10 protein-coding genes are annotated in these 12,155 nt (G+C 72.5%); 6 read left to right on the top strand and 4 right to left on the bottom strand.

What is annotated here, in order from left to right; all coding sequences use genetic code 11:
• The first annotated feature begins 81 nt into the window (after positions 1-81).
• Positions 82-1,284, top strand: a complete 1,203-nt coding sequence (locus tag ACGFIO_RS20445) for a heparin lyase I family protein (protein ID WP_392827852.1) — start codon at positions 82-84, stop codon at positions 1,282-1,284.
• Positions 1,285-1,350: 66 nt separating this feature from the next.
• Here ACGFIO_RS20445 and ACGFIO_RS20440 read toward each other — a convergent pair whose 3' ends face one another.
• The gene (locus ACGFIO_RS20440) at positions 1,351-2,496 is read right to left on the bottom strand and encodes an acyl-CoA dehydrogenase family protein (protein WP_392827851.1); all 1,146 of its coding nucleotides are present in this window, start codon (positions 2,494-2,496) and stop codon (positions 1,351-1,353) included.
• Positions 2,497-2,624: 128 nt separating this feature from the next.
• Between ACGFIO_RS20440 and ACGFIO_RS20435 the strand changes: the two genes are divergently transcribed.
• The 5 genes from ACGFIO_RS20435 (at position 2,625) to ACGFIO_RS20415 (ending at position 9,299) form a co-directional block, all read left to right on the top strand.
• Complete coding sequence (locus ACGFIO_RS20435; protein ID WP_392828117.1) at positions 2,625-4,274, top strand: acyclic terpene utilization AtuA family protein; 1,650 nt, start codon at positions 2,625-2,627, stop codon at positions 4,272-4,274.
• Between the two features lie 59 nt (positions 4,275-4,333).
• Positions 4,334-5,866 carry an acyl-CoA carboxylase subunit beta gene (locus ACGFIO_RS20430; RefSeq protein WP_392828116.1) on the top strand — a complete coding sequence of 511 codons (1,533 nt, stop codon included), beginning with the start codon at positions 4,334-4,336 and terminating at the stop codon, positions 5,864-5,866.
• Positions 5,867-5,876: 10 nt separating this feature from the next.
• A complete protein-coding gene (locus tag ACGFIO_RS20425) occupies positions 5,877-7,850 on the top strand; it encodes an acetyl/propionyl/methylcrotonyl-CoA carboxylase subunit alpha (RefSeq protein WP_392827850.1) in 1,974 nt (657 codons plus the stop codon).
• Between the two features lie 62 nt (positions 7,851-7,912).
• Positions 7,913-8,509, top strand: coding sequence for a TetR/AcrR family transcriptional regulator (locus tag ACGFIO_RS20420; protein ID WP_392827849.1), 597 nt, complete (start codon positions 7,913-7,915; stop codon positions 8,507-8,509).
• A gap of 79 nt (positions 8,510-8,588) precedes the next feature.
• A complete protein-coding gene (locus tag ACGFIO_RS20415) occupies positions 8,589-9,299 on the top strand; it encodes a DivIVA domain-containing protein (protein WP_392827848.1) in 711 nt (236 codons plus the stop codon).
• A gap of 251 nt (positions 9,300-9,550) precedes the next feature.
• On the opposite strand, the gene ACGFIO_RS20410 is transcribed toward ACGFIO_RS20415, so the two are convergent.
• The 3 genes from ACGFIO_RS20410 to ACGFIO_RS20400 all read right to left on the bottom strand — a co-directional run bounded on the left by ACGFIO_RS20410 (position 9,551) and on the right by ACGFIO_RS20400 (position 11,815).
• A complete protein-coding gene (locus ACGFIO_RS20410; protein WP_392827847.1) occupies positions 9,551-10,189 on the bottom strand; it encodes a VOC family protein in 639 nt (212 codons plus the stop codon).
• A complete protein-coding gene (locus ACGFIO_RS20405) occupies positions 10,186-10,584 on the bottom strand; it encodes an ankyrin repeat domain-containing protein (RefSeq protein ID WP_392827846.1) in 399 nt (132 codons plus the stop codon). The genes ACGFIO_RS20410 and ACGFIO_RS20405 overlap by 4 nt, the downstream gene beginning before the upstream one ends.
• Positions 10,585-10,714: 130 nt before the next feature.
• Positions 10,715-11,815 carry a hypothetical protein gene (locus ACGFIO_RS20400; RefSeq protein ID WP_392827845.1) on the bottom strand — a complete coding sequence of 367 codons (1,101 nt, stop codon included), beginning with the start codon at positions 11,813-11,815 and terminating at the stop codon, positions 10,715-10,717.
• Positions 11,816-12,155: the final 340 nt, after the last annotated feature.

Below are 12,155 nucleotides of genomic sequence, written 5' to 3'. Positions count from 1 at the left end.
GCGTTTCTCACGCGGACCTCCAGCCCCGGTCAAGGGCCTCGTCACATGCTGACGCGAGACCGAATCGAGGGAGGCAGATCGATGAGAGCAGGCAGAGCGGCGCTGGTGTTGCTGTCGGTGGCGATGACCGGGTTGAGCACGACGCCGGCCGCGGCGGTCACCGGCACGACCCCGTCGGAGCCCGGGACCGGGTACGTCCTGGACTTCGAGGACCCGAGCCACTGGACCATGCCCGAGCAGGTGCCTCCGGGCTGGGCCATGGAGTACTGGCCGGGCATCCGGCACACCAACGGCGAGCCGCAGGTCCGCGAGGCCTACGCCGCCAACGGTGAGCCCGTGCGGGCCGGCGGGCATTCGGTCCGGTTCGAGTTGGACAAGGCCGACCAGCCCAAGAACAACGGGTCACGGGCCGAGATCGGGGCCGAGGCACCGGCCGAACCACGCCGGGCCGAACGCTGGTACGGCTTCAGCACGTACCTGCCATCGACCTGGGCGTTGGACCGCGCGCCCGAGGTCATCGTGCAATGGCACCAGACCGGTGGCGACTGCACCGCCGGCTGTTCTCCGCCTCTGTCGCTGTTCACCCAGAACGGCAAGTACTACCTCAGCCAGAACTGGCAGAACCGCGCGGACGTCCCCGGTGACTGGACGTTCGCCGACACCGTCATCGGGGACTACCGGACCGGCCGGTGGACCGACTGGGTCTTCCACATCAAGTGGTCGACCGGGAGCGACGGCCTCCTGGAGGTGTGGCAGGACGGTCAGCCCCTTCCCGTGTTCGGACACAAGGCCGGCCGCAACGACGACTTCGGCGACGGCGTGCACGGCAACTACCTGGTGCTCGGCGTCTACAAGTGGGTCTGGTCCCAGGGCAAGCCGTCGGACACCACCAATCGGGTGCTCTACACCGACGAGCTCCGGGTGGCTGACGCCCGGGGCAGCTACGCCGCTGTCGCCCCGCCCAGCGCGGCCGACCTCAGGGTGACCACAGCGCTCCAGGTCACGCCCGGCTCGGCCGGAGCAGCGACGACAGCACGGTTCACGGTCACCAACAACGGCGGCGGCCCGGCGACCATCCCGTACTTCCTGGCCGGTGCCCGCAATGCGGCCGGCGGCAACGTCGACTTCCCGGCGTCGGCGCCGGTCACGCTGCAGCCGGGACAGAGCTACACCTACCAGGCCACCCGCTCACTGCCCGCCGGCACCTACACCGCCTGGCCGGCCGACTACGACGGGTCGGCCTGGCACGAACTCGGGCCCCACGTGAGCTTCACCGTGGGTTAGCGGACCGGGTCAGGTCGCCCAGCTGACGCGACCAGGCGACAGAGGCGAGTCAACGATTGGCGGTGCTCACGCCGGAAGTCCGTCCAGACGGGCAAGAACCTGGAGCATGACCTCGTCGGCGCCGGCCCCGATGGCGGTCAGGCGGGTGTCGCGCAGGAAGCGGGCGGTCCAGGTGTCCTCGAGGTAGCCCATGCCGCCGTGGAACTGCAGGCACCAGTCGGCGACCTCGCGGACCAGCCGCCCGGCCTTGAGCTTGGCCACCGTGGCCATCCGGGTGATGTCCTCGCCGGCCATCAGCGCCTCGCACGTCTGCAGGTTGTGGCTGCGCAGCAGGTCGACCTCGGCCTGGAGCTCGGTCAGGCGGAACGTGACGTACTGCCGCTCGGCCAGCCTGGTGCCGAAGACCGTGCGGTCGCGCACGAATTCGCGGGTGCGGTCGAGGGCGTACTGGCAGGCACCGACCGTGGTGTACGCGGCGAACATGCGCTCGGTGACGAACTGGCGCATCTGCTGCTGGAAGCCCCGCCCCTCGGCGCCGATCGTGTTGGTTACCGGCACCCGCACCTCGTCCAGGACCAGTTCGGCGGTGTCCGAGCAGCGGTTGCCGAGCTTGTCGAAGGTCCGGGCGACCGAGAAGCCGGGGGTGTCGGTCGGCACCACGATCTGTGACATGCCGCGGTAGCCGCCCTCGTCCGAGGTGCGGGCCAGCAGGCAGACCCAGTCGGCCTGGGTGCCGTTGGTGATGTACACCTTCCGCCCGGTGATCACCCAGTGGTCGCCGTCGCGGACCGCCCTGGTGCGCAGCCGGGACACGTCCGACCCGGTGTCCGGTTCGGTGACCGCGATGGAGACGACGGCGGTGCCGGCGATGGCGGGTGTTAGGTAGCGCTTCTTGAGCTCGGGCGTACCCAGATCGTGCAGGGAGGGGGTGGCCATCATCGCCTGCACGCCGATCGCCATGCCGACCCCGGAGGCGTGCACGCGGCCGTACTCCTCGGCCGCGACCAGCTGGAAGCTGTGGTCGGCGCCCTCACCGCCGTACGCCGGGTCGTACTCCAGCCCCAGCAGCCCCAGCTTGGCCGCTTTGGGCAGCAGGTCGTGCAGCGGCACGAGCCCGGCCGCCTCCCAGCCGTCGACGTGCGGGTTGATCTCTTCGTCGACGAACCGGCGGACGGTTTCCCGCAGTGCCCGGTGGTCCTCGTTCAGCCGCATACTCCGACGGTAGTCACCGAAACGCCCGGGAAACAAGCACGCTTGCTTGTTTTTCCCGGTTGTGCGACCGTCGTCGGGTGCTGCGCATCGGCAACTGCTCCGGCTTCTACGGGGACCGGCTCTCCGCGATGCGGGAGATGCTCGAGGGCGGCGGGCCCGGCGGCGTGCTCGACGTCCTGACCGGCGACTACCTCGCCGAGCTGACCATGCTGATCCTGAGCCGCGACCCCTCCTCCGGGTACGCCAAGACGTTCCTCGCCCAGCTCGAGGACTGCCTGCGCCTCGCCCTGGACCGGCGCGTGTGCATCGTCGCCAACGCCGGTGGCGTCGACCCGTCCGGGCTGCGGGAGGCGATCCGCGACCTGGGCGTCGACGCGCGGGTCGCCACCGTGCCCAACGTCGAGGTCGGCGGCGGTTACGCGTACCTCGGCGCCTTCGGCATCGCCCGGGCCGTCGAGCACGGCGCCGACCTCGTGATCACCGGCCGGGTGACCGACGCGTCACTGGTCGTCGGCCCGGCCATCGCCCGCTTCGGCTGGGACCGCACCGACCTGGATGCACTGGCCGGCGCCACCGTGGCCGGGCACGTCCTGGAGTGCGGCACACAGTCCACCGGCGGCAACTACGCGTTCTTCGACGAGATCCCCGACCTGGACCACCCCGGCTTCCCGATCGCCGAGATCCAGCCGGACGGCTCCAGCGTGATCACCAAGCATCCGGGCACGGGCGGCGCGGTCACCGTCGGCACGGTCACCGCCCAGCTCGTCTACGAGATCGGCGACGCCCGCTACCCCGGCCCCGACGTGACCACCCGCCTCGACACGGTGTCGCTCGCGCCGGCCGGCCCGGATCGGGTCGAGATCACGGGGGTACGCGGTGAGCCCCCACCGCCGGACCTCAAGGTCGCGCACACCAGCGTGGCCGGCTTCCGCAACGAGCTGACAGTGGTGCTGACCGGCCTGGACATCGAGGCCAAGGCCGCCCTGTTCCGGCGCCAGTTCGAGGCCGCCGCCCGCACCGAGCCGGCCGAGGTGACCTGGACCCTGACCCGGCTCGACGCCACCGACGCACCCACCCAGCAGCAGGCGTCGGCGCTGCTCACGGTGGTCGCCCGGGACCGCGACGAGAAGGTGGCCGGGCGAGCGTTCGCCGACGGCGCGGTCGAGCTGGCGCTGGCCTCGTACCCCGGCTTCTTCGCGACGTCGCCACCCGGCCGGGCCCACCCCTACGGCGTCTTCACCGCGTCCTACGTTCCGCAGGGCGAGCACGAGGTGGTGCTGGCCGACGGGACGGTCGAGACGATCGAAGCGCCGCGGGTGATGCGGCCGCTGGAACCGATGCCCGGCCCTGAGCCCGATGCACCGGCGCCGACCGGTGAGACGCGGCCGCTGGAACCGATGCCCGGCCCTGAGCCCGATGTACCGGCGGCGACCGGTGGGACGCGACGGCTGCCCCTCGGCACGGTGGCCGGGGCGCGGTCGGGGGACAAGGGCGGGGACGCCAACATCGGGCTGTGGGTTCGCGACGTCCGGGCGTACCCCTGGCTCAGTGCTCTTGCCACCGAGGAAACCGTGCGCGACCTGCTCCCCGAGACCACCGGTCACCCCATCCGGATCACCCGCCTGCCGCGCGTCCACGCCGTCAACATCGTGATCGAGGGCCTGCTGGGCCAGGGTGTCGCCTACAACGCCCGCTTCGACCCGCAGGCCAAGGGCCTGGGCGAGTGGCTGCGCTCGCGGCACGTCGACATCCCCGCCTGGCTGCTGGAGGACCAGTGACCCTCATCCGGTCCACCCTGGACACCACCTCGTCCGCCGCGACGGACGCTCGCGACTCGATGCTGTCGGCCCTCCGCGAGATCCAGACGGAGACGGTGAAGGCCGTGGCCGGCGGAGGCCCCAAGGCGGTCGAGCGGCATCACGGGCGGGGCAAGCTGACCGCCCGCGAGCGCGTCGAACTGCTGCTCGACCGGGACGCGCCGTTCCTGGAGCTGGCCGCGCTGGCCGGGTACGGCTCGGACTTCACCGTCGGCGGCAGCGTGATCGCCGGGATCGGGGTCGTCAGCGGCGTCGAGTGCCTGCTCATCGCCAACGATCCGACGGTCAAGGGCGGCGCCAGCAACCCGTGGTCGCTGCGCAAGACGCTGCGCATGCACGAGATCGCACTGGCCAACCGGCTACCGGTAATCTCGCTGGTCGAGTCGGGCGGGGCCGACCTGCCGACCCAGAAGGACGTGTTCATCCCGGGCGGGGCGGTGTTCCGCAACCTGACCCGGCTGTCCGCGGCCGGCATCCCGACGATCGCGCTGGTCTTCGGCAACTCGACCGCCGGTGGCGCGTACCTGCCGGGGATGAGCGACCACGTGGTGATGATCGAGCAGCGGTCGAAGGTCTTCCTGGCCGGTCCGCCGCTGGTCAAGGCGGCCACCGGCGAGGAGTCGGACGACGAGTCGCTCGGCGGCGCTTCGATGCACGCCACCGTTTCCGGGCTGGCCGACCATCTCGCGGTGGACGAGCCCGACGCGATCCGGATCGGCCGGCGCGTCGTGGCCCGGCTCAACTGGGTCAAATCGGGTCCCGCGCCCGCTTCGACGCGCCCGCCGCTCTACCCGGCCGAGGATCTGCTGTCGATCGTGCCGCCCGGGCTGAAGGCGCCGTTCGACCCGCGCGAGGTGATCGCCCGGTTCGTCGACGACAGCGACTTCGACGAGGTCAAGCCCCGGTACGGAAGCTCGTTGGTGACCGGCTGGGCGACGCTGCACGGCTACCCGGTCGGCATCCTGGCCAACGAGCGGGGTGTGCTGTTCAGTGCGGAGTCGCAGAAGGCGACCCAGTTCATCCAGCTGGCCAACCGGTCCCACACGCCGCTGCTGTTCCTGCACAACACCACCGGCTACATGGTCGGCAAGGAGTATGAGCAGGGCGGCATCATCAAGCACGGCGCCATGATGATCAACGCGGTGGCCAACTCGACGGTCCCGCACATCTCACTGCTGATCGGCAACTCGTACGGCGCCGGGCACTACGGCATGTGCGGCCGGGCGTACGACCCGCGGTTCGTGTTCGCCTGGCCCAGCGCCCGGTCGGCCGTGATGGGCGCCCAGCAGCTGGCCGACGTGCAGTACATGGTGTCCAAGGCGTCGGCGCTGGCCCGGGGCAAGCCGTTCGATGAGGACGGCGCGCAGGTCGTCCGGCGGATGATCGAGCAGCAGATCTCGGCCGAGGCGATGCCCATGGTCCTGTCCGGGCTGGTCTACGACGACGGCATCATCGATCCGCGGGACACCCGGGACGTGCTGGGGATGGCGCTCTCGGCGATCCACAGCGCGCCGGTCCGCGGCACGGACGCCTTCGGCGTCTTCCGGATGTGAAGGGTACGCAGTGATCACATCGGTTCTGGTCGCCAACCGGGGCGAGATCGCCCGCCGGATCTTCGAGACGTGCCGCCGCCGGGGGCTGGGCACGGTCGCCGTGTTCTCCGACCCCGACGCCGGCAGTCCGCACGTCAAGTTCGCCGATCTCGCGGTACGCCTGCCCGGCGCCACCCCGGCCGACACATACCTGCGGGGCGACCTGATCATCGAGGCGGCCCGTCGCACCGGGGCCGACGCGATCCACCCCGGGTACGGGTTCCTCTCCGAGAACGCCGCCTTCGCCCAGGCCGTGATCGACGCCGGACTCACCTGGATCGGCCCGCCCCCGCCGGCGATCGCCTCGATGGGCTCGAAGGTCGCCGCCAAGCAGCTGATGGCCGCGGCCGGCGTGCCCGTACTCCCCTCCCTCGATCCTTCTTCGGTCTCCGACTTCCCCGTTCTGGTCAAGGCCTCGGCCGGCGGCGGTGGCCGAGGCATGCGTGTGGTCTCCGACATTTCCGAATTGCCGGATGCGGTGGAGGCCGCCTCGCGTGAGGCCCTGGCGGCCTTCGGGGATTCCACGGTGTTCTGCGAGCGGTACCTGCCGTCCGGGCACCACGTCGAGGTGCAGGTCCTGGCCGACCGGCACGGCACGGTCTGGGCGCTCGGCGAACGCGAGTGCTCGGTGCAGCGCCGGCACCAGAAGGTGATCGAGGAAGCGCCCTCTCCCCTGGTCCAGCGGCTCGGCGGTGACCTGCGCAAACGACTGCTGGCGGCCGGGCGCGACGCGGCTGCCGCCGTGGGGTACGTCGGCGCCGGAACGGTCGAGTTCCTGGCCTCGGACGACGGCGAGTTCTGGTTCCTGGAGATGAACACCCGCCTGCAGGTCGAGCACCCGGTCACCGAGTGCGTCACCGGCGTCGACCTGGTCGGCCTCCAGCTCGACGTGGCGGCCGGGCAACCGCTGACCGGTCCCGAACCGGAGATGACCGGCTACGCCATCGAGGCCCGCCTGTACGCGGAGAGCCCCCTCGACGACTGGCGCCCCCAGACCGGCACCCTGCACACCTTCGACTTCGGCGCGACCCGACCCCCGCACAGTGGCGGCCCTGGGCGGTATCCGGGCCCCGGATACCGCCCGGGCCTACCACTGATCCGGGTCGACTCCGGGGTGGAGGCGGGCAGCGTCGTGGGACCGCACTACGACGCGATGCTGGCCAAGGTCATCGCCCACGCCGAGACCCGGGACGAGGCCGCCCGGACCCTCGCCGCCACCCTGCGGCGAGCGCGCATCCACGGCCTGGCCACCAACCGGGATCTGCTCGTGGGCAGCCTGCTGCACCCGGCCTTCCTGGCCGGCGCGGCCGACACCAGCTTCTACACCGCCCATCCCCCAGCCACGCTCGTCTCGCCGCCCGACGCCGCGCCGGCCGCGCTCGTGGCCGCGCTCTCCGACGCGGCCGCCGGGCGTGGGCCGCTGCTGCCCGGCGTGACCAGCGGCTTCCGCAACATCCCGGTCGGCCACCGCAGCCGCGTCTACGCCCTCGGCGAGCACGAGATCGAGGTTCTGTACCGGTTCACCCGCGACGGTCTCGACGTCGCCGGCATGCCCTCCGTCCGGTTCGTCGAAGCCGGCCCGGGCGAAGTCGTGCTCGAGATGGACGGGGTGCGGCGGCGGTGGACGGTCGGCCGGTTCGGCGACCGGGTCGTGGTCGACGGGGCCGACGGCTCGGTCGAACTGCGCGTGGTGCCCCGCTTCGCCGACCCGTCGGCCCAGGTGCCGGCCGGGGCACTGGTCGCGCCGATGCCCGGGACCGTCGTGCGGATCGGAGTGGCGGTGGGCGAGACCGTCACCGGCGGGCAGCCGCTGGTCTGGCTCGAGGCGATGAAGATGGAACACGCGGTCCGGGCGCCGAGCGCCGGGACCGTCAGCGAGCTTCCGGTGACCGTCGGTCAACAGGTGGGGCAGGGTACGCCGCTGGTCGTCCTGGCCGGCGAATGACCCGCACGGGGCCGGCACGGGACGAGCGGCGCCACGCCGGAGCCGGAGCGGAGCCCGGCCCGATGACCGACACGGCGCCCAAACAGGATCGGAGCCGCGCGACACGCCGACGGCTCCTGGAGACCACGATCCACTGTTTGGCGGCCCACGGATGGGAAGCTTCCACGGTGGGCTTCATCGCGGCGGAGGCCGGGATCAGCCGGGGCGCGGTGCAACACCATTTCCGTACCCGGGAAGCCCTGATCCTGGGGGCTCTGGAACACATGTTCGCGGAACGCGCGGCGCAACTCGACGCCCTGCCCGAACCGCGAGGGACCGGGCCGGAACGGATCCACGCCGTGGTCAGCGGGCTGGTCGACGTGATCGGGGGCGAATTGTTCCGGGCCGCGCTGCAGGTGTGGACCGTCGCGGCGGCCGACCCGGAGCTGCGGGCTGCGGTCGTACCTCTGGAAAAGCACTTTGCACGAGGGGTGCACCGTAGAGCCGTCCGGCTGCTCGGAGCCGACGACGCCGACCCGGCGCAGCGGACACTCGTCCAGGCCACCCTGGATCTGGCCCGTGGGCTGGCGTTGGCCGACGTCCTGACCGACGACTCACGGCGACGCGCCCGGATCGTGCGAGCCTGGTCGACGCAGCTCGCACACGCCCTGGCACCCTGAACAACGGCCGTACGTGACCATGGACACTACGAAGGAGCTCCGGATTGCCTAAGATGCCTGCCGCACCACTTTCCGCCGCATGAACGAGGACCCAACGATGCCGCTCACTCCCGCAGACATCCACAACATGGCCTTCAAGAAGCCGCCCATGGGTAAGCGTGGATACGACGAGGAAGAGGTCGACGCCTTCCTCGACGAGGTCGAGCAGGAGCTCATCCGGCTCCTCGAGGAGAACGGCGCACTCCGTGACCGGGCCCAGCGGGTCGGCCCCGGCGGTGGTGGCGGTGCCGCCTCGACGATGGTGCTCAACAGCGAATTCGGCGAGGTCGCCGCGCAGCTCGAACGGGCCCAGGAAGCCCGCGCCCGGGCCGAGGCATCCGCCCGGAACGTCCAGGACCAGCTGGAACGGGCCCGCCGCTCGACCCCGCCGACGCCGCCGCCGATCTCCAGCGGCGACGACGACCGCAACGCCCGGGTGCTCGCCATGGCCCAGCGCACCGCGGACGACCACATGCGCGACGCCGAGCGCGAAGCCGAGACCGTGATGACCGGTGCCCGGAGCAAGGCCGAACAGATCAGCAGCGAGGCCGAGATCAAGGCGGCGACGATCGAGAGCGACGCGCGCCGCAACCACAGCGAGGCGCTGAGCACGCTGACCGCCAAGAGGTCGGCCGCCCTGGACGAGATCGACCGGCTGGGCGTGCTCGCGCGCAGCTACCAGGCCGCGCTCAACGACCATGTCACCCAGCAGCTCCGCGAGCTCAACAGCGTGCCCACCGGCGAGGAGTGACCCGGAACCGGCGCGCGGGTGGCGACCCCGCGCGCCGCCGGGCCGGACCTCCTTCGGCCCCGTGCCCTGCGGCCCGGTGATCTGGTCGTCATCGCATCGCTGTCCGGGCCGCTGGACGCCAGACATGAGCCCGAGCTCGACCAAGCGGTGGGCGTGCTCGACCGGATGGGCTTCCGGGTGCGCCGGGCGCCGCTGCTCGAAGCCGGCCGGCGACACTGGTGGAACGCGGCCGAGCCGGCCACCGTCGAGGATCAGGCGCTGTCCGGCCAGGCGCAGATGCAGACGCGGTTGCCCGCCCGGTCAGCCAGGGTCCACGCCTCGGGCTCGGCCCAGTGGTGGACGACGCGCCCGCCCGCGGCGATCGCGGCGGCCACCCGCGCTTCGACGTGCTCGCGTGCGACCGACACGTCCAGGTGCATCGCGTGCCGCAGCGGCTTGGCCGGGTCGAGCTCCTGGACCCAGACCGTCGAGCCGTGGCCGAGCGGATCGATGGCGTTGTCCTCGGCCAGCGGGGCATAGCCGAGAGCCGCCCGCCAGAAACCGACGTCGGCCGCCTCCGGTCGCGCCGCCACGGCGACCTGCACCTCCTGCACCCGGGAACGGTCGCCGGTGACGCCGTGCCGCCGGGCGACCGCCGAGACGGCCCGGGCCCGCTCGACGTGCTCCGGTTCGATCCGTTCGAGCCCCCGCGTCAGCCGGACGGTGAGCTGGTCGTCCGCAATGGTGATGAGAACGTCCCCGACGCCCGGCACCTCGGCCACCGCACCGGCCAGCCGTGCCGCCTCGGCCAGCGACGACACCGGGAACACCGCGGTCGCCCCGCCGTGCAGCACCACCCAGTCGTCCAGGCCCTCGGTGGCGAGGAAGTCCCGCCGCCCCTGCTCGCTCACGCCATCAGCTCCACGATCCGCCGATGCCCACCGGCCTCGGCCCACTCTCCGGCGGTCCGCCCCCGGCCGCCGTCCTCACGCCGCCCCGGATCGGCCCCGGCGGCGAGCAGCTCGCGGACCGCGGACTCATGCCCCCAGCACGCGGCGGCGCACAGCGGCAGGCCCTCGTCGCCGGTGCCGCTCTCCCGGTTCGGGTCCGCCCCCGCCGCCGCGAGCACCCGGATGTTCGCGGCCATGTCCTGCACGCTGGCCCGGTAGAGCGGGGTGCTGCCGTCCCGGTCGGGGCGGTCGGGGTCGGCACCGGCCCGCAACAGCTCGGACACCCGCCGGGGGGTGCCCCAGCCGGACGCGTCCATCAGCCGGCTCTGCAACTTCTTGCGCTGACGCCTGTTCACATCGGCCATCATGCTGGATCCCAGCGATCACTACGACGCGCTTTTCACACTGGTCACCATGCGTGAACCACGCACTTCACCTCGGCGCCGTGCTCGATCAAACCGGTCGCTACGAGTGCTTCACACCGGGTCACCACGACGCGCGGACGCGGGCGGCGTCGAGGCGGTCGGCGTCGTCGAGCACGTGAGCGGCCCGGGACGCCACCTCGTCGGCCGTGGCGAGGAGGCGGCGGGCCGTCTCGGGGTCGCCGCGGTCGGCCGCTCGCCGGGCCAGCCCGTCCAGGGCAAGCGTCTCGACCTCGGCGTTGCCGCTCGCGCGGGCATCGTCGAGCACCCCCTTGAGCCCGGCCGCACCGCTCGCGCGGGCATCATCGAGCACCCCCTTGAGCCCGGCCGCACCGCTCGCGCGGGCATCATCGAGCATCCGGTCAAGCGCGGGAGCACCGCTCGCGCGGGCATCGTCGAGGGTCGTCAGGGCCAGCAGGCATCGGGTCAGGAGGGCGCCGTCGCCGCCGGCCTGCCGGTACCAGCGGTCGGCGTCCAGCAGCAGGTCGCGGGCGCCGGGCTCGTCGCCGGCGGCGCGCCGGAGCCGGGCCAGATGGACCCGCGCGGTCGCCGTGACACGCAAGTCGCCGCTTGTACGGGCGGCGGCGATGGCCCGGCCCAGGGTCGCCTCGGCCGCGGCACTGTCGCCGGCCCGCTGCTGGACGCGGCCCAGGGTCGCCAGGTGCAGGGCGGCCTGGCCGAGGAAGCCCAGTTCCTCGGCGGCCGCGGCGGCCCGGGCCAGCGAGCGCGTCGCGTCGTCGAAGCGCCGTTCGGCGTGGGCGATCGCCCCCAGCATCCCCTCGGCGTGGACCTGCCCCCACGCGTCGCCGATCGGAGTCAGCAGCCGGGACGCCTCCGCCGCCGCCACGGCCGCCGCCGAGGTGTCACCGAGCATGATCGCACCGTAGGCGGCCAGCAGCAGGCTCGCGGCCGTCTCCCAGCCGAGGCCGAGGCGCCGGTAGACCATCAGGCTCTCGGCCGCCAGCGCCGCGGCCTCCGCCGGTCGGCCCTGCTGGATGCGCAGGAAGGCCAGGTGCCGCTGGGCGTCGGCCCGCAGGCGGCGGTCCCCCAATCGCTCGGCCTGGGCCAGAGCCTCGTCCAGATCCGCCGCCGCGCGACCGACGTCGCCGGCCGACGCCTCCAGCCAACCGGCGAGCAGCAACCCGGCGACCCGGCTCGATGCCACGGCGGCAGGGTCAAGAGCCAAGGCAGGGTGAAAACTCTCGGCAGGACTCGGCGCCCCGGCAGGGCCAGGAGCCGAAGCGAGAATAGGCGGCACGGCGAGATCAGGCGGCACGGCGGAGCCAGGAGCCGCAGCGAGATCAGGCAGCGCGGCGAGATCAGGCGGCGCGGTGGGACTTGGCGGCGCGGTGGGACTTGGCCGCGCGGTGGGACTTGGCGGCACGGCGGGACTTGGCCGCGCGGTAGGACTTGGCGGCACGGCGGGACTTGGCCGCGCGGTAGGACTTGGCGGCACGGCGGGACTTGGCCGCGCGGTAGGACTTGGCGGCACGGCGGGACTACGC

Origin of the sequence: Actinoplanes sp. NPDC049265 (assembly GCF_043197135.1) — a bacterium.
Taxonomy (GTDB): Bacteria; Actinomycetota; Actinomycetes; order Mycobacteriales; family Micromonosporaceae; genus Actinoplanes.
Note: the sequence above shows the minus strand (reverse complement) of the source record. Positions and strands in the feature narration are given on the sequence as shown.